Annotated in this window: 12 protein-coding genes and 7 pseudogenes; 11 read left to right on the forward strand and 8 right to left on the reverse strand. The window is 50.3% G+C overall.

Annotated elements, in window-relative coordinates; genetic code table 11:
• Positions 1-148: 148 nt before the first annotated feature.
• The 3 genes from O3W44_RS02850 to O3W44_RS02865 form a co-directional block, all read right to left on the reverse strand.
• Positions 149-334 (reverse strand): hypothetical protein, encoded by a 186-nt coding sequence (locus tag O3W44_RS02850; protein ID WP_269291920.1) that lies wholly within the window; start codon positions 332-334, stop codon positions 149-151.
• A gap of 429 nt (positions 335-763) precedes the next feature.
• Positions 764-1,183 (reverse strand): hypothetical protein, encoded by a 420-nt coding sequence (locus tag O3W44_RS02860; protein WP_269291921.1) that lies wholly within the window; start codon positions 1,181-1,183, stop codon positions 764-766.
• Positions 1,184-1,409: 226 nt separating this feature from the next.
• The gene (locus tag O3W44_RS02865; RefSeq protein ID WP_269291922.1) at positions 1,410-2,174 is read right to left on the reverse strand and encodes an SDR family NAD(P)-dependent oxidoreductase; all 765 of its coding nucleotides are present in this window, start codon (positions 2,172-2,174) and stop codon (positions 1,410-1,412) included.
• 385 nt (positions 2,175-2,559) lie between these two features.
• On the opposite strand from O3W44_RS02865, the pseudogene O3W44_RS24885 reads away from it, so the two are divergent.
• The 3 genes and pseudogenes from O3W44_RS24885 to O3W44_RS02875 form a co-directional block, all read left to right on the forward strand.
• Positions 2,560-2,658: pseudogene (locus O3W44_RS24885) on the forward strand (DUF1272 domain-containing protein); the annotation flags it as partial.
• On the forward strand, positions 2,622-2,858 hold the full coding sequence (locus O3W44_RS24890) for a DUF1272 domain-containing protein (protein WP_442954596.1): 237 nt from the start codon (positions 2,622-2,624) through the stop codon (positions 2,856-2,858). The pseudogene O3W44_RS24885 and the gene O3W44_RS24890, both read left to right, overlap by 37 nt.
• Complete coding sequence (locus O3W44_RS02875; protein ID WP_269291923.1) at positions 2,855-3,502, forward strand: metallophosphoesterase; 648 nt, start codon at positions 2,855-2,857, stop codon at positions 3,500-3,502. The genes O3W44_RS24890 and O3W44_RS02875 overlap by 4 nt, the downstream gene beginning before the upstream one ends.
• Positions 3,503-3,505: 3 nt before the next feature.
• On the opposite strand, the pseudogene rsmF reads toward O3W44_RS02875, so the two are convergent.
• The 3 genes and pseudogenes from rsmF to yebS all read right to left on the reverse strand — a co-directional run bounded on the left by rsmF (position 3,506) and on the right by yebS (position 8,858).
• Positions 3,506-4,931 (reverse strand): annotated as a pseudogene (rsmF, locus tag O3W44_RS02880) (16S rRNA (cytosine(1407)-C(5))-methyltransferase RsmF).
• A 76-nt stretch (positions 4,932-5,007) separates the two neighbouring features.
• Positions 5,008-7,647: a PqiB family protein gene (locus O3W44_RS02885; protein WP_269291924.1), complete on the reverse strand. Its 2,640-nt coding sequence runs from the start codon at positions 7,645-7,647 to the stop codon at positions 5,008-5,010.
• Positions 7,616-8,858: pseudogene (gene yebS, locus O3W44_RS02890) on the reverse strand (membrane integrity lipid transport subunit YebS). Before yebS ends, O3W44_RS02885 begins: the two are co-directional and overlap by 32 nt.
• 211 nt (positions 8,859-9,069) lie before the next feature.
• On the opposite strand from yebS, the gene O3W44_RS02895 reads away from it, so the two are divergent.
• The 4 genes and pseudogenes from O3W44_RS02895 (at position 9,070) to htpX (ending at position 13,552) form a co-directional block, all read left to right on the forward strand.
• Positions 9,070-9,570 (forward strand): GAF domain-containing protein, encoded by a 501-nt coding sequence (locus O3W44_RS02895; protein ID WP_269291925.1) that lies wholly within the window; start codon positions 9,070-9,072, stop codon positions 9,568-9,570.
• Between the two features lie 96 nt (positions 9,571-9,666).
• Complete coding sequence (proQ, locus tag O3W44_RS02900) at positions 9,667-10,362, forward strand: RNA chaperone ProQ (protein ID WP_269291926.1); 696 nt, start codon at positions 9,667-9,669, stop codon at positions 10,360-10,362.
• Positions 10,363-10,381: 19 nt separating this feature from the next.
• Positions 10,382-12,426: pseudogene (gene prc, locus O3W44_RS02905) on the forward strand (carboxy terminal-processing peptidase).
• Positions 12,427-12,670: 244 nt separating this feature from the next.
• Positions 12,671-13,552, forward strand: a complete 882-nt coding sequence (gene htpX / locus O3W44_RS02910) for a protease HtpX (RefSeq protein WP_269291927.1) — start codon at positions 12,671-12,673, stop codon at positions 13,550-13,552.
• A gap of 42 nt (positions 13,553-13,594) precedes the next feature.
• Here the strand turns inward: htpX and O3W44_RS02915 are convergent.
• Positions 13,595-14,970 (reverse strand): annotated as a pseudogene (locus tag O3W44_RS02915) (MFS transporter).
• A 187-nt stretch (positions 14,971-15,157) separates the two neighbouring features.
• On the opposite strand from O3W44_RS02915, the gene kdgR reads away from it, so the two are divergent.
• Complete coding sequence (kdgR, locus tag O3W44_RS02920) at positions 15,158-15,949, forward strand: DNA-binding transcriptional regulator KdgR (protein ID WP_269291928.1); 792 nt, start codon at positions 15,158-15,160, stop codon at positions 15,947-15,949.
• A 32-nt stretch (positions 15,950-15,981) separates the two neighbouring features.
• On the opposite strand, the pseudogene O3W44_RS02925 reads toward kdgR, so the two are convergent.
• Positions 15,982-16,217, reverse strand: a pseudogene (locus O3W44_RS02925) (YobH family protein).
• A gap of 213 nt (positions 16,218-16,430) precedes the next feature.
• Between O3W44_RS02925 and O3W44_RS02930 the strand changes: the two are divergent.
• From O3W44_RS02930 to O3W44_RS24895, 3 genes and pseudogenes are all read left to right on the forward strand, one after another.
• Entirely contained in the window at positions 16,431-16,700 is a 270-nt protein-coding gene (locus O3W44_RS02930) for a YebO family protein (protein ID WP_269291930.1), read from the forward strand.
• An 18-nt stretch (positions 16,701-16,718) separates the two neighbouring features.
• Positions 16,719-17,728: pseudogene (locus O3W44_RS02935) on the forward strand (MBL fold metallo-hydrolase).
• A 521-nt stretch (positions 17,729-18,249) separates the two neighbouring features.
• The gene (locus O3W44_RS24895; RefSeq protein ID WP_370661853.1) at positions 18,250-18,324 is read left to right on the forward strand and encodes a DUF2627 domain-containing protein; all 75 of its coding nucleotides are present in this window, start codon (positions 18,250-18,252) and stop codon (positions 18,322-18,324) included.
• Positions 18,325-18,349 lie beyond the last annotated feature (25 nt).

The following is an 18,349-nucleotide window of genomic DNA, read 5'->3' on the forward strand; positions in this document are numbered from 1 at the left end:
TCACAACCGATCCGGCAGCAACCACTCTCTCTGAACCTGAGGCCAACGGACGTATGCTGGCCTGATCTGTTACCGATGGGTTGTACAGGGCGAGGGTGCCAGTGGGCATTAAAAACCCCGCAGCAGCGGGGAGAAGGGGAGATTTAACCTAAACCAGGCTCACAGAGATCACGGTAATTTCTTCGGTTTCAAGGCCCATCAGGTCTTTGATTTCAAAAATGTGTTTTTCAAGTTCCTGTTCCACATCAACCCCTTCTATGAAAGCATGCATCGTTTTTGGTTCTTGTGCGTCCTGTTTAACCACATAAGAAATGAACCACTTTTTCTTTTGCATTTGCTTCTCCTCCTTTTTGGAAACCATACCTATAGGTTTAGTGCCAAATCTTCAGTGGCACAAGGTGAGCAAATGTTTAACGTTGACAGGAAACTTCATAACCAGAAGGGATATATTTGCTAACCAGAACTTCCCTCTCTGGTAAGTAGATAACAAGCACAAGCTGCAAGATTTTAGTAAGGGAAAATTCCAGGCTGGTGCTTGTGATGGATTATTGTGATGAAAGCAGGCGAAACGTCCTTTTTATTTTAGTAAAAGCTGTTCCTGTGTTGATGACTTTCAACGTTTTTGACTGAGGTGCATTTTAAGGATTTTTTTCAGTATAGACAACGGTATTGTCAGGGATGTTTTTATTAATAAATGTCATAGCGCCAATAGTCACGTTATTTCCTATCGTTAAGTTATTACCAATTACGCAGCTGTTTGCACCTATATCAACATTATCGCCAATATATATGGCGGGGGCACTCCAGGTTTGCCAGCCCCTCCGCTGAGGCCAATGGTGCAGTTTTGCCTTATTTTAAAGTTTTCACCTATAACGGCGCTGCCGTTAATAACCACCGATAAGAAATGCGTAATTTTTAATCCAGGGCCAATGTGCGCAGACAACTGAATTTCAGTGTGGTAATTTCTGATAAGGTGACGATTTATTTTTCTTGCAAGATATTTTCCTGGGCGTTTTTTACTTCGGTATAAATAAGAAGCGATTCGCCACCAAAAATAGAATGTCCTTTCAGGACACTTCACAGCTTTATGTATAGTCCTGAACCATGAGAAGGGTTTGTTGCTCATCATGACTTCTCTACGCAGGCACTCACATAAATGCTTTTTTAAGAAAATATCGCTCATTTATTTACAGGTTCTTTAAGCAGGTTGGGCTAAAAAGAACAGAGTGAAGTGTCATGACGCTTTTAACTTTGACAGCGATCATTAACGCTGTAGATTTAACGGCGTTAATCACTGTCGGACAGAGAATCAACAAAAGACGCTGCAGGTTTACAGACTGACAGGTTGGGCTTTTTATTGCTCTTGCTGATAGTGATTAAGGGCGGCACTGAATGTACCGCCAACCTAATTACGCCTGTTTTGGCTGTCCATTTGAAGCGGTAATACCGCCATCAACCGGAAGATTAACGCCTGTGATATAGCGGGCGTCATCGCTGGCGATAAAGGCAATGGCACTGGCAATATCTTCAGGCTCGCCAGCACGTCTTAACGGGATACGATCATAGAATTTGTCGAGCAGTTGTTGATCGTTTTTCATATCTTCAGTTAAATCAGTCAAGGTAAAACCGGGACATATAGCATTCACGCGCACGCCATCAGCACCATAATCCATTGCCAACGAACGGGTAAAATTGGTGACAGCACCTTTTGCCGCGTTATAAACGCTCATTCCCCAGTCACCGCCAAGTCCTGATACTGACGAAATATTAATAACGTTACCTTTGGTTTTTAGCAATGCGGGCATAAAGTAATGAACGCAGTGAAATACGCCATCCAAATCGACGCTCATCAGTTTTTTCCAGTCATTGAGTTCGATCTCATGAATACGACCCTGAACAACCACGCCAGCATTATTCACCAGCACATCGACACGACCATATTTAGCTAACACATTATTCGCCAGGTTTTTGACCTGTTCTGCCTCTGCAACGTCGCAAGGCACGACCAGATGCTCGCCCTGGGGCAGGGTAGCTAATGTGGTTTCAAGTTTTTCCTTGGTACGGCCGATCAAAACAACAGATGCGCCTTCTTCGGCAAAGCGTTTAGCAGCTGCTTCGCCAATGCCTGAACCCGCACCGGTCACCACAACCACTTTCCCTTTAAATCTGGACATATTTACTCCTCATCTGTTTTAAATAACCAAAGGATCACTGCGTAAAGCCTGGCATTCATGATCAGGAGTTCAAGGAAAGTTAAGGTTTTACGCGTAACAAATTATTTTCAGCGTGTAAAAAGGCCCCCGGCGACAGGGGCAGATGAGGAACCGCGCCCGTCTGCGCGAGCTTACGGGGTGGTTAAATAAAGGTTAGTGACGCCTGGGCTGAACATCAAAGTTAAATTGCCTGATGTATCTGTCGCTGCGCTTTTCATGATGCGATTTGCCACAGAGAGAATGTGTCGCTAAATGGCGCATTCTTGTCCGCTATCAGCCTCGACAGGTCTGTGTGGCTTTGCGAAGCTGAAGAAAAAACTGACCTGAGAGGTGACCTGTGCTGGAAATGCGTCCGAACTGTGAATGTTGTGGAGCTGGCTTACCGCCAGCCTCGCGTGAAGCGCGAATATGCTCTTTGAGTGCACATTCTGTGCTGACTGTGCAGAAAAGCGTTTGCTGCATGTTTGTCCTAACTGTGGGGGAATTAGTGCGTCGGCCAGGCCGGCCTGCAGAAAAGCGTGGATAAAGGGTGAGCCGGGAAGGGCTAAAAATAGCCTGCTGATGTTCTCTTTGCCCGGCGGCTCTGTCTGTCACACCGTCTATAATTCTAAGTCAGAGCATATTCAGGCGAAGGCTGAACAATGAATTATCAATATTTGAACGGTGAAAACTGGCAGAGAATATGGATTGTGGGTGATTTACACGGTTGTCGCAGCCAGCTTGACGCGTTACTGACAACACATGATTTTGACCGACAGCAAGATCTACTGATTTCCGTTGGCGATTTAATTGATCGCGGACCAGACAGTCTGGGCTGTTTGCAGTTGATTGAAGAGCCGTGGTTCCGCTGCGTGCGGGGAAATCACGAAGATATGGCGCTGAGGGCGTTACGGTGTCACGAAAGTCAGCTATGGATAATGAACGGTGGTGAGTGGTTTTGGCAATTAAAAGGAACGGAATTGATTGCCGCCAGGCATGCGCTTAAACGTCTCAATGACGTGCCGCTTATTCTGCATTTACAGCTTGAAGATCGCACAGTGATCATCGCTCACGCAGATTATCCTGCTGAGCACTATGCGTGGGAACAACCCGTAAACTGGCACGATGTGGTATGGAGCCGTAAGCGTATTGATGGATTTCAACAAGGCAAGCGCGGCACCATTCAGGGTGCCGACGCCTTTTATTTTGGCCATACGCCTCTGCATAAACCGCTCGATATCAATAATCTACATTACATTGATACCGGCGCGGTATTTGGTAATTATTTAACGCTGGTGCAGGTGCAATAGAGATTAACGAAACAGCCGTCCATCACGTACCAGTTCGCGCGGATAACTGTTTTTTATCCGGCTTCCTACTTTTTAGCCAGCCCTAACGGCTGCTGCTGAAACGTCACTATCATTTCATCTGGAACAGGCGTGGATTCAGGATACACATCGCGACCACGATACCACTCTTCCGCCTCGGCTGCGCTTAGCTCGAAACGCTGAGCGGCATCAGGTTGTGCCAGCGCAATCACGGCTTCATGCTGCCAGCGGTAACCTTTAGCGAAAGTCTCGGCCAGCCGGAGGCCAATGCGCGAAAAACGAACCTTACCCAGCATCGGCACAATCGCAGCCGGAAACAGCCAGATCTCTTTGTCTCGCTGCCACAGCGTTAATCTTTCATCCCACTGCAGCGAAACTGCCTTAGCGGCCTGAATAATTTCATTTTCCAGTTTACGACTGACGGGTAAGAACGGCAGTTTGCCTACTTTATAAGTCGGTTCAGGCATCGGTTCGACGGACATCCGCTTACGCAAACGGGCCACGAAAAAACCTTCGCTATCGAACAGATGGGGAAAGACATGCAGATAACCTTCTGCTGTCGCTGCCTGAGCTGCACCGGCAAACAGCGTATTGAGCGGCAGAATGTCGACCGCGCCGGGATAACGCTCAAGCAGCCAGGCGATAACCTGCTGATTTTCAATTTCATTCAGGGTGCAGGTGGAATAAACCAGCGTACCGCCGGGTTTTAAGGCATGAAAGGCACTGTCGAGGAGATCGCGCTGCGTCGCGGCGATTTCAGCCGTACTTTCCAGCGACCAGTTTTTCATGGCGTCTGCATCTTTACGTATGACGCCTTCACCCGAGCAGGGCGCATCCAGCAGAATGGCATCGAACATTTCAGGCAATGCCGGGCCAAATACGCGGGCGTCAAAGTGCGTCAGCGCAGTATTGCTTACGCCGCAGCGGCTAATATTGGCATGTAATACTTTTACCCGACTGGAGGAAAATTCGTTAGCAAGGATCACGCCGTGGTTGTTCATCATTGCGGCAATTTGTGTGGTTTTCGAGCCTGGCGCAGCCGCCATATCCATTACGGCCTCAGCATCAGGTGAGGCATCAAACAAAGCCGCAACCGGCAACATTGAACTGGCTTCCTGAATATAGAACTGACCACTTAAATGTTCCGCTACGCTGCCCAGCGGCAGGCTTTCATCTTCTCGGGTGATCCAAAACCCTCAGCACACCAGGGAACCGGGGTCAACTGCCAGCCGTAGTGAGCGGTCTGGCTCAGGAAATCGGCGACACTAATTTTCAGGGTATTTACCCGCACACTGCGCCGCAGCGGTTGTTGGCAAATGGCGACGAATTGCGCAAATGCCGTCTCGTCCGGCAGGCTTTGACGCATCAGCGTGAGAAAATCAGCAGGAAAAACAGAAGATGAGTCTGACACAGGCTATATCCAGTAGAAGCAAAGGCGGGAGTGTATCATGTCGAAATAAAACGGGCAGCCAGGCTGCCCGTTTTGCTTAAGGTTGACCAGGTTCAGGGATCGCTGTTCCCCAGTTGCGCCACGCTTGCGGCGCTTCATCCTGCAACAGGAAGTGTTTGTTTGCGGTAGCTTGCGGAGCCAGCGGCACGGTAGGCGGTGTCGCGAACTGAATACCGCCACGAATAAACTGCTGGAAAGTGCCGGTTTTCACTACGCCACCGATCAAACCAAAGTCCAGATTGTAGCCAGAGGCGAGCCAGAACACGGAGTTATTGCGTACCAGATGCTGATATTTCTTGCTGATGCGCAGGGCAATTTGCACGCGATCGGCCATATTACCCAACGAGGTGCCGGTCACTGTACCCACCTCCACGCCGCGGAAAAGAACGGGCGTGCCAACCGACAGTGAACCCGCTTCAGCGGCATCAACATAGATATTCAGGCCGTTGAGATAGCGGGAGTCGGTTATGGTGCTCTCCTGCAACTCAAAGGTGCGCGCCGCGCGGCCCCTGCCGGGATCGACATTGACGTAAGGCTGCAGCAACGTTTCCAGATGGTTCACACCCGTGGCAGAGATTTCCGGCGATACGACGGAAAACCGGCTACCGTTACGCGCGAAATCCTGCACATATTCCGGGTAAAGCACCGCTTTGGCGACGACCTGGTTGTTATCTTCACTCAGCGACAGAGATTCAACCTGGCCGACATTAATGCCGAGATAGCGAATCGGCATACCTGCAGAGAGTTTACTGGCATCAAAGGTGTGTAGCGTAATCTGGCTACCGACCGCGCGCGCCGCCGTTTCAGAGGGGTAAAGCACACGCTTAGCGCCTTTGGCTGATACCGCACCGCTCAGATTATCAAAGCTGATGGCACCCCTGAGCGCACGATTGAGTGGCGAAGCCTGCACGGTCAAACCGCTGCCGTTTAACTGAACGCGCGCACCGCCTTCTGCCCAGAACACGCTTTCACTGGTTAGCAGCTTGCGGTATTCCGGCTGGATATGAACGGCAATTTCAAAGGCATTCGCGCGAGGTGTCACTTTGGTGATTTCGCCTACCTGATACTTACGATACAGCACCACTGAACCGGCTTGTACATCGGGCAGGCTGGTGGCAGAAAGCGTCAGGGTTGTTGACGGGCTGTCGCCAGTGATACCTTCTGCCGCTTTATCGGCATCGGCAAACAGCGGATAGTTCGGCTTCACGTTGCCATTTTTACCGGGTTCAAGACGAATACCGCCCTCGACCCACTCGCGAGCACTGGCACCAATCACCTGCATGCCGTCCAGGCCGAGCTTCACATCGAGGCGGCTGTTAACGATGAATTTACTGTCGCCATGCACCAGCTGGCGATATTCCGGGTTCACCGCCACGACAAAATTGACGCCATTTTCATCCAGGTTGCGCGACATCACCTGGCCAATCTTCATGCCGTGCAGCATCAGCGGTTGACCGGCGTCGATGCCATAGCTTTCCGGCGCGTTCAGCTTAACCGTGAGGACGTTCGGCTTTTGCAACAGTGATTCATTTGAGGGCAGCACGGTAAAGTGCTGCTGCGGCGCACCTTCGCCAGGAATCAGTTCAAATGTATTACCGGTCAACAGGCTGCTGAGCGTGGTATCCGTCAGGCTGATTTTTGGGCTGCGCATTTCAATGCGTGAACCGGCGCGCATCAGGCCAACGACCGACGGATCGAGAGTTAACTCACCCGTGACCTTGCCGCCATCCTGCAAATTGAGTTTGGTTAGCGTGCCGACTTCCAGCCCTTGATACATCAGCGGTGTGCTGCCTGCTTTCAGGTTGTTGCCGCTCGGTAAATCCAGCGAGATTGAAACACCACGCTGGCTTTGGGCTAAATCAGGATAAAGTTGATAATTTTGTTCCGATTTAGCCGCTTCGGCGTGAGTGGGTGAATCGAAGGCAATCGCGCCATTAACCAGCGCCGCCAGACTTTCTAACTGAACTTTGGCACCGCTCAGGCTGACATCCGCATTGACGCCGGAAACATTCCAGAAACGGCTGGTGGTTTTAACCAGACTGGTGAAGCGGCGATCGATCAACACATCAATCGACACGCCATCCGTCTGGTTATTAATACTGTAATCATAAACGCGGCCTACGGGGATTTTACGGTAATAGACCAGTGAGCCGGTGCTGAGCGAGCCGAGATCGGGTGCATGCAGATGTATCAGTAATTCACCTGTGTTTACGCGATATTTTGGCTGCGTATCCAGTGCAGTAAAGCTTTCGCGCGGCTTACCATTACCCGGCATCATACCGATATAGTTGCCGCCAACCAGCGCATCAAGGCCTGACACGCCCGCCAGTGAGGCTTTAGGCGTCACCAGCCAGAAGTGGGTATTTTCGCGTAATGCGTCACGCATATCACTCTTGATGCTGGCCTTGATCTGAATGCTGCGATAGTCGTCGCTCAGATTAATGCCTTGCACCGTACCCACTTCAACGCCCTGATAACGGATCGGCGTGCGTCCTGGCACAATGCCATCCGCAGTCTGAAAATTAATGGTAATGGTGGTGCCGCGCTCTTGATAGTTAGTCCATAGCAGCCAACCCGCAATAAGCATCGCGATAATCGGCAGCAGCCAGAAGGGAGAAACTTTTCGTTTGTTACGCAACGTAGCGTTAGTCGGTGTAGTCGGCGTTTCCTGTTGCATGTGCATCCCAGAGCAGGCGGCTGTCCAGCCACTCAACAGCCATAATGGTCAGGATTACGGCGGCACCAAAATAGAATGCAGCCGGTCCCATGGTAAAAGCCAGTAGCTGGTCGCGGTTGACCAACGACATGGTTAATGAAATGACAAAAGATCCAGCATTGACCAGCGGCCAACCCAGGTCACTACGCGCAGCAGGCGAATGCGCGTTTTTAAACCCTGCTCACAACGGAAGTGAATGCTGAGTAGCAGTGTGAGCATCACCAGCACTTTGGTAAAGGGCACCAGAATACTGGCGATAAAAACGATAGCAGCGACAGGAATATTGCCGGATGCTAATGAAAGGATCCCGGAAAAAATGGTGTCTTCGCGCCGGGAACCGTTTACATAGACGATGGAAATTGGCAGCAAATTTGCTGGGATCAGCAACACGATTGAGGCGATCAACGCGGCCCAGGATTTTTGCAGACTGTGACGACGACGAAAATCGAGCGGCGTATGGCAACGGGGGCAGCGGCCTCGTGCATCAGGGACACCGGTATTGTGACAGTTCAGGCAAACCTGTAACTGATCGCGTGCGGCATTGCCCGGCCGCTGCGGATAAAAGTAGTCCCAGAGTTGCTCAACATTAAGGTGGATCAGCGTCAGTACGCTCAACGCCGTTAGCGCCAGATAGGCCGCCAGGCCGTAGCCCAGCTCCAGCGAGGCGTAATCCTGAACTTTGATTGAGGCGACGGCGATGCCGATAAGATAAATATCCAGCATCACCCACTCTTTGAGCTTTTCCAGCATCAGAAGCACCGGACGCAGATTCATGCCGAGGCGATGACCAATACTGAGATAGCCTATCCCCGCAACAAGCGTAACGGGCGCACCAATAGTGCAAAACGCCACCATTGAAGCGGTCAGGACATCGCCCTGTTGCGTCATTTGAATGATGCCTTCAATCAGGCTGGCATTAATGCGCATTCCTAACAGGCGAATATCCACCAGCGGCAGGCTAAAGGCGAAGGGCATCAATACCATCATTGTGGCGGCCATCGCCATCAGGCGTGTTACAGACCAGTCGTGACCGCTCATAATTTGCGCATTACAGCGGGGGCAATAAGCAGACTGGTGCGATTTCACATCCGGTAAGGAAAAAGGGTATCGCATTGCGGGCAACGCTGATAACGTGCGTGAGGCAATGTCTGACTGATAGCGTGAATTTTCATAAAGTGATGCTGTTATTGCTCATCGTTCGTGACAAAAATCGGTCGGTAAGATATTGCCTGTGTGCCGGTGTCGGGCATCACGCTTCGATCCACAGAATGCTAAGGGTATAGCAACTAACGCTATGATTCACCTTGTCGCTCTGGATATTTAGTGCTTATTTTAACGAGCGAAAGCGAAATTCGCTCAGTTGTCATTGGTAATGGTTGAATAATGAACAAAACTGCCTTTTACGCCGATTTGAATCGCGATATGCGCGCCTTGCTGGCGGGAGAAACGGCGTTCCTCGCCGCGATGGGTAACTTTAGCGCACTGTTGTATGAACGTCTCGACGGTGTGAACTGGGCAGGTTTTTACCTGCTTACAGAAGCGGATACCCTGGTATTGGGCCCGTTTCAGGGCAAAATTGCCTGCGTACGTATTCCGGTAGGCAAAGGCGTATGTGGAACTGCAGTGGCAGAAGACGCGGTACAGCGCGTAGAAGATGTACACGCATTTCCTGGTCATATCGCTTGCGATGCCGCCAGCAACGCTGAAATTGTGATTCCTCTGAAAGTGAACGGCAGCATCGTCGGTGTCCTCGATATCGACAGCGTTGACTACAATCGCTTTGATAGCGATGACGAAGCGGGGCTTGTAAGCCTCACTGATGGGCTTTGCGAAGTGCTTGCGAACAGCGACTTAGAAAAATATCTGCAGCTGATACGCAGCTAATCGTCTGGATCACATGGCATTTAGCGATGTTGTCATTATAATGTCGCCTGTTCATGCCTGCTCTGGTCGGCAAACCCGTTGTAATCAGGAAATTTCATGGAAAATCAACCTAAGTTGAATAGCAGTAAAGAAGTCATCAGCTTTCTGGCGGAGCGTTTTCCGCACTGCTTTAGCGCAGAAGGTGAAGCACGTCCGCTTAAGATTGGCATCTTTCAGGATCTGGTCGAGCGTGTTCAGGGCGAGATGGGCCTGAGTAAAACTCAGTTGCGTTCTGCGCTGCGTCTTTATACCTCCAGCTGGCGTTATTTGTACGGTATCAAAGCCGGCGCTACGCGAGTTGATCTCGACGGTAACGCTTGCGGCGTACTGGACGAGCAGCATGTTGAGCATGCGCGTAAGCAACTGGAAGACGCTAAAGCCCGCGTTCAGGCGCAGCGCGAGCAGCAACGTGCCGCCCGACGTGAAGCCGGTGAAGCTGAAGAGGGCGCAGCACCACGTCGTCCGCGCAAGGCTGCGCCACGCAAGCCCGCTGAAGGCGATGCCGCGCGTAAACCGCGTCCGCAGGCTGAGCGTGCAACCGCTTCGCAAAATCGCAAGCCAGCAGCGTCTCGCACGGTACAGCCTAAAGCCATCACTGATACTTCAACTTTGCAACCTGGCCAGAGTATTAAAGTTAAAGCAGGCAAAAGTGCAATGGACGCTACCGTTCTGGAAGTATCAAAAGACGGCGTTCGGGTGCAGCTCGCTTCCGGCATGGCAATGATTGTGCGCGCAGAACATTTGCAGTTCTGAAACGGAGGCTGATCCCGGCATGAACACCCTTTTTAAAGTTGGATTTATTGCGGGCCTGCTGTTGTCAGGCCCTTCCTTTGGCGCAGAGAACATTACCCGCGCCGATCAGATTCCACAGCTTCATGAAGATGCGCAAGACCCTACCGTCAGCGAACGCGTTACCTCTCGTTTTACCCGCTCACACTATCGCCAGTTCGACCTGAACCAGGATTTTTCAGCGAAAATATTTGATCGCTACCTGAATATGCTCGACTACAGCCACAATGTGTTGCTGGCGTCGGACGTTGCCCAGTTTGCCAGTCAAAAAACCACGCTTGGTGATGAACTGCGCAGCGGTAAGCTGGATGTGTTTTATCAACTCTATAATCTGGCGCAAAAACGCCGCTTCGAACGCTATCAGTATGCGTTGACCGTGCTGGCGCGCCCAATGAATTTCTCCGGCAATGACACCATCGATATTGATCGTGCCAAAGCGCCCTGGCCGAAAGATCAGGCTGAACTTAATGCGCTATGGGACGCCAAGGTCAAATATGATGAGTTAAGCCTCAAGCTGACAGGCAAAGATGAGAAAGAGATTCGCGAGGTTCTGACTAAACGTTATAACTTTGCCATCCGCCGTCTGGCCCAGAGCAACAGTGAAGATGTGTTCCAGTTAGCCATGAACGCCTTCGCCCACGAAATTGATCCCCACACTAACTATTTATCACCGCGTAACACTGAACAATTTAATACCGAAATGAGCCTGTCGCTTGAAGGTATTGGTGCGGTGTTGCAGATGGACGACGACTACACCGTGATTAACTCAATGGTGGCGGGCGGACCAGCAGCCAAAAGTAAATCAATCAGCGTAGGCGATCGTATCGTTGGTGTCGGCCAGCCTGGCAAGCCGATGGAAGATGTAATTGGCTGGCGCCTGGATGATGTCGTTGCAAAAATCAAAGGCCCAAAAGGCAGTAAAGTGCGTCTCGAAGTGTTGCCGGCGGGTAAGGGGACAAAAACCCGTACCGTTACGCTCACCCGTGAAAAGATTCGCCTCGAAGATCGCGCAGTAAAAATGACCGTGCATAACGTTGGCAAAGACAAAGTTGGCGTGCTGGATATTCCAGGCTTCTACGTTGGCTTAACTGATGATGTTAAAGTGCAGCTGCAAAACTGCAGAAGCAAAACGTGAGCAGTGTTGTTATCGATTTGCGAACTAACGGCGGCGGCGCGCTGACAGAGGCGGTTTCACTCTCAGGCCTGTTCATTCCCGCCGGTCCGGTGGTGCAGGTGCGCGATAACAATGGTCGCGTACGTGAAGACAGCGACAATGACGGCGTCGTTTACTACAAAGGTCCGTTAGTGGTGCTGGTGGATCGCTTTAGTGCTTCCGCGTCTGAAATTTTTGCCGCCGCGATGCAAGATTATGGACGTGCGTTGATTGTTGGCGAGCCAACCTTTGGTAAAGGCACCGTGCAACAGTATCGCTCGCTAAACCGCATTTACGATCAGATGCTGCGGCCTGAATGGCCTGCGCTCGGTTCGGTTCAGTACACGATTCAAAAGTTTTACCGCATTAACGGTGGCAGCACGCAGCGTAAAGGTGTAACGCCAGATCTGCTGATGCCAACAGGTGTTGAAGCGGCGGAAACGGGCGAAAAATTCGAGGACAATGCGCTGCCGTGGGACAGCATCAATGCAGCGACTTACGTCAAAAGCGGTGAGGTAAAACCACTGGTGCCGCAGTTGACCCGGGATCATGCAGCACGTATCGCACAGGATCGCGAGTTCCAGTACATCATGAAAGACATTGCACGTTTTAATGCAATGAAAGAGAAACGGAATATCGTCTCGCTCAATCTTGCCCAACGCGAGAAAGAGAATCATGAAGAAGATGCGTTACGTCTGGAACGGATCAATGCTCGCTATCAGGCTGAAGGCAAAAAACCGCTGAAGAGCCTCGACGATCTGCCGAAAGAGTACAAAGAACCGGATCCGTATCTTGATGAGACGGTGAAGATTGCAAACGATCTTGCGCAACTGGATAAAGCACAACCCGAAGCGCAAACGGCGGGCACAAAATAAGCGCCAGCGTATTGTGAAAAGCACCGTTTAACGGTGCTTTTTTTTGCCTGTATAACGCAACGCCGGATCACTGTTTAGCTTGACTGAACGTAGCGGAAGCGGGTTCCGTCCTTAAACCATGTCTAAATGTAAAGTTATGTCTTTTTAGGCACTTAAATGTTAAGGTCGCTTGAAAACCCGCACAATGCTCATAGGATATATATCCGCGCATAAGCGCGTGAACTACTGAGGAAGATAAACAAATATGATGCGTATTGCTCTTTTCCTGATGACCAACCTGGCTGTGATGTTGGTATTTGGGCTGATTCTCAGCCTGACAGGGATTCAGTCAAGCAGTGTTCAGGGCCTGATGATCATGGCGGGTCTGTTTGGCTTCGGCGGTGCGTTTGTTTCACTGCTGATGTCGAAGTGGATGGCGTTGCGCTCGGTTGGCGGTGAAGTTATTGAACAACCTCGTAATGAAACCGAGCGTTGGTTAGTGGATACCATTGGACGCCAGGCGCAGCAGGTGGGTATTAAAATGCCACAGGTTGCGATTTATCACGCGCCCGATATCAACGCCTTTGCAACCGGTGCTCGCCGTGATGCCTCGCTGGTCGCGGTATCAACCGGCTTACTGCAAAATATGAGCCGCGATGAAGCGGAAGCTGTGCTGGCCCACGAAGTGGCACATATCGCTAATGGCGACATGATCACCATGACGCTGATTCAGGGCGTGGTGAATACCTTTGTGATCTTTATCTCTCGTATCCTGGCGCAAATTGCCGCTGGCTTTATGTCAGGTAACCGGGAGGATGAAGAGAGCAGCAATGGCAATCCACTGGTTTACTTCGCGGTGTCAATGGTGCTTGAACTGGTCTTCGGCATCCTTGCCAGCATCATTACCATGTGGTTCTCACGTCACCGTGAATTTCACGCAGATGCAGGCTCCGCCAAATTAGTCGGCCGTGAAAAGATGATTGCGGCACTGCAACGACTGAAAACCAGCTACGAGCCGCAAGAGCCAGGCAGCATGATGGCATTTTGTATTAACGGTAAAAACAAGTCATTCAGCGAGCTGTTTATGTCTCACCCGCCGTTGGATAAACGTATTGAGGCGCTACGCAGCGGTCAGTATCTGAAATAAAGAAAAAGGCGACAGAAATGTCGCCTTTTTTGTGCCCGTTTATTAATTCACGGTGCGGCTTTGAGTCATGCGGGAAAAACTGATGATTGCCGCCACAGCAGAAAATGTCCCCGCTAGCAGCAGTGAGGCGTGAGTACCGTTATCACCAAACAGATTAAAAAGCAGGGCGACCAAAGCGGCACCCATGCTTTGCCCCAGCAAACGCGCCGTACCTAACATACCGCTTGCGCCACCGCTGCGATTGCGCGGCGCAGACGTAATAATCGTATGATTATTTGGCGACTGGAACAGCCCAAAACCAGCACCGCACAGCATCATGCGCCAGATAATATCACCATCGTGCGGCTGAGCTGGCAGCAGGGCCAACAGAAACAAGCCGGCTGCAAACATCGCTAAACCGATACCGCCCAACAATCCGGCGTGGAAACGTTCAATCAGACGGCCTGCAATCGGTGCTAATACCATCGTCGCCAGTGGCCAGGGCGTAAGCAATAAGCCGGTGGCGACTTCATCTCGCCCTAATACGTTTTGCAGGAAAAAGGGCAGTGAAACCATTGCCAGCATCTGTGCGCAAAATGAACAGACCGAGGTGCATAACGACAGGCTAAAAATGGGGATGCGCAGTAAATCCACCGGCAGCAGCGGCACCGGCATGCGCAGCTGGCGGCGAATAAAAAACCAGCCAACAATCCCTAATGCAATAAGTTCACCCGCCACCAGTAAGTGACTCTGCCCCTGAGAAAACCCGCTTAATGCCGAAATCAGTAAACCAAAAAACAGTGCATTCATAAGGGCACTGGGAACATCAAATTTTTGTGATTTCGCTTTTTGCGGATTCTCAGGCAGGTAGCGCAGCGCAAACCATAACGCAATCACGCCCAGCGGGATGTTAATCAAAAAAGCCATTTCCAGCTCGCTACTGAAAGGATTGCTGCGGCAACCGTTGGGCCAGCAGCCGTGGAGACGGCCACAACCAGCGAGTTAATGGCCATGCCGCGTCCGAGATAACGCTGCGGATAGATAATGCGGATGAGTGCTGTATTCACGCTCATTAATGCGGCGCCGCCAAATCCCTGCAATACACGTGCAAAGGTCAGCATATTGAGTGAGGAGGAGAGCGCGCAAAACAGCGAGGTGGCTATGAACAGGGCAAGCCCTGCTTGATAGATGCGCCGGTAACCTAACATATCGCCAAGAAAGGAGAGCGAAAGCAGCGAGACAATAATCGCAATCTGATAAGCATTGACGATCCACACCGATTCAGCCGGACTGGCGTTGAATTCGCGTGCAATAGTGGGTAAGGCCACGTTTGCGATCGCGCCATCCAGTACCGCCATGGTAATTCCCAGGACGATAGTCAGGATCGCGCCATAACGTTGTGGGACCGGTAATCCGTCATGCGAAGAGGAAGGTGACATAGTGCCGATAAGTGAAATAAGTGAATATCATCATGCTAATGAATTCGCAGCGAAAAAGCATCGCGTTTCGCGATAAAATGTATCTTGAAATATGTCTCTCAACTTAAACGATTGCCGCCACCTCGGGCATCGCTCTATACTGGTCACTCGTTCCGTTTTTTTTGAAACACGCTTAAAAAGGTGCGCGATGACCTCAAGTGATAATGACAAACAGCCCGACTCAGTCTCTTCAGTGCTGAAAGTGTTCGGCATTTTGCAGGCGCTGGGTGAAGAGCGCGACCACGGCATTACAGAACTCGCGCAACGCGTAATGATGTCTAAAAGTACCGTTTATCGCTTTCTGCAAACCATGAAGTCACTCGGTTATGTAACGCAGGAAGGCGAGAGTGAAAAATATTCGCTGACGCTCAAGTTATTTGAACTGGGTGCAAAAGCACTGCAAAACGTCGATCTGATACGCAGTGCTGACGTCCAGATGCGTGAGCTGTCACGACTGACCAAAGAGACGATTCATCTCGGCGCGCTGGAAGAAGACAGTATCGTCTACATTCACAAAATCGATTCGCTCTATAATCTTCGTATGTATTCCCGTATCGGCCGCCGCAATCCTTTACACACGACGGCTATCGGCAAAGTACTTTTAGCCTGGCGCGATCGCAGTGAAGTTCAGGATATTTTGCGTGAGGTGGAATTCAAGCGCAGCACCGCAAACACCATCATCAGCGCAGAAGCGTTACTTGATGTACTGGACCAGGTAAAAGTGCAGGGCTTCGGTGAAGATAACGAAGAGCAGGAAGAGGGCTTACGCTGCATTGCAGTGCCGGTGTTCGATCGGTTCGGCGTGGTCATTGCTGGCTTAAGCATCTCCTTTCCGACGATTCGTTTCTCAGAAGATGCGAAACAGGATTATGTGGCGATGCTGCATCGTGCCGCACGGACCCTGTCATCTGAGATGGGCTATCACCACTATAGCTTCTAAACAAAGCGGGCTAATTAGCCCGCTTTTTAGGATTAGTTATCAATCACGTCGCCACTTTTCTTTAATATCGGGCAGTCGGTTACGCCAATCACACCGCTATCGGTGTGCAGATACTGTGACGTTATGACCCCCGCGCAGTCAAATAACTGCACTTCAGGCCAAGCCCCGCTGCGTTCTTATTACTGCCGGTTAAGACGCCGTAACCGGTTAAAAGCATGCCCAGCCAGATAACCGCCATCACCAAAATTGCCCGCATAAAAAGTTTCATTTTGTCTCCATGTGATACATAACGCAGCTTTCCCATTGTTACTGCCACTCGTGATACTAACAGCATGCCTCGCTTTTTGGACTGGATCGATCAGAGATAACTGAAACGGGAAAATCTGCATTACCGCTGCACCCATTATCATTTTCTCTCGTGACAGGTAGAATGTGCGGTTGAGCCGTTTTAAGGCCTTACTTTTTGCATGACGAGGGCGTTATGAATGAATTAGCAAATGCGGGTCCGCTGGTCAGTTACGGCGTGCTGGGTATCATCCTGATTGTGGCCTTCATTGCCTGGTTTTATGTCAACCGGGCCAGTGTCCGTGCCGGTGAACAGATTCAGTTGCTGGAGTCGTTGCTGGAAGAGCAGAAGAAACAAAATGCATTACTGCGCCGTATACTTGAAGTACAGCCCGGAAACGAGCAGAAAAAAGTCGGTGATGAACAGGATAAACGTGATTTTATCCGTTTGATTCCAGAGCGTTAATAAAAGGATAAAGGCTGGATGGTCTGGAAAAATCCCTGGTTTGACGGCAGTAAACCGCATCATACCCCTGAAGGGTTTCGCAACCTTGAACCCGATCTGCGGCAAGAAGGGGATTTACAGCGTTGGCGCAAGGAGCGTAAAGCGCAGGGACTACCTCGTCCCCCTCAGGCGGGTTACTCTGCTTTTATCCAGCACTGGTGGCATCCGGTCAATTTGAGTGGCGAAGATGATCGCGTATGGTGGCTGGGGCATGCAGCGTTGTTATTACGCCTTAACGGACGTTATTTACTGATCGATCCGGCGTTGTCGAAGCGAGCGTCACCACTGCCGTTCGCGGGTCCTCAGCGAAAAACACCGTCCCCACTCGACATTAAACATCTGCCTCACCTGGATTATGTTTTGATTTCGCATAACCATTACGATCATCTTGATAAACCAACGGTAAAACGTATCGTAAGGCGCTTTCCGAATGCGACCTTTATTGTTCCGCTGGGGTTAGCACCCTGGTGTAAAAAACAAGGCGTTCGCCATATCCAGCAGCTGGACTGGTGGCAGCAGGCTGAGTTTTCTGGCATACGCATCGATGCTGTGCCTGCGCGCCACTGGAGTATGAGAACGTTGCACGATCGTAATCGTTCTTTATGGTGTGGCTGGGTAATACGCACCTCAACGCTGCGTTTCTGGTTTTCAGGAGACAGCGGATATTCTGAAAAATTAGTCGATATCACCGAGCGACTTGGCCCGTTTAACCTTGCCGCGCTACCTGTGGGTGCCTATGCCCCAAGATGGTTCATGGGTGGCCAGCACATGGATCCAGAGCAATCTGTTGCGCTGTGGCGTGCCATTGGCAAACCAGTAACTATTCCTATTCACTGGGGGTTTTTGAACTCGCAGATGAATCCCTGGATGAACCTCCTGCCGAGTTGATACGTGTGCTTAATGAGGCTGGCGAGGATAATGGCCGCTTCTCGCCGTGGAGAATAGGGGAAAGCCGCTGTCTTCTGGCTATAAACCAGGATTATTCTTAAAGCATAAATTCAGGCAGGTTAACAAAATCATTTCAGGCAATACGCATTTTTTATGTTCTAAGAAAGAATGGTAATAAAACAAATCAGCCGCTCTGCTTTTATTTGGGGCAAAAGGAACATTAAGCTCCTGATTTTGGTGCAACCAAAAAATTCAGCGGCGCTTAATTAAGATTTGTTCACGCTTTAAACGTTTCAGTCATTACTAAAGAGAATTACGGCTACGCTAATTAAATTTTACTTTGCCATATTTATGAAATATATTTTCTTCAGGATATACTTGAGGTTAGCAAGACTTGCTGTCAGCATGGATATCGTTTTAAAAAGCTGAATGGCGCCAGCTAATCAACCAATAAGGTTAATTCTGGTAATGACTGCGCGTATCCTTTGAACCAAACCGGACAAAGTATGCGAGCGGTTTAGCAATAATGCGCTAAGCATCCATTGCGCCTTAAAAATGGCTTGCCATTATTTAGCGAATATGTGATAACAATTCGTGGGTTAAACGAGGTACAGTTCTGTTTATGTATGGCATCTTCAGTAAAGAAGTTACGAGTAAAAACGTTGACGTTGAATACCGCTTCCTTGCCGAACCTTAATAAGTGCCTCATTCAGTAATGTCTC

The sequence above is a fragment of the Pantoea sp. LMR881 genome (genome assembly GCF_027157825.1).
Lineage (GTDB): Bacteria > Pseudomonadota > Gammaproteobacteria > Enterobacterales > Enterobacteriaceae > Pantoea > Pantoea haifensis.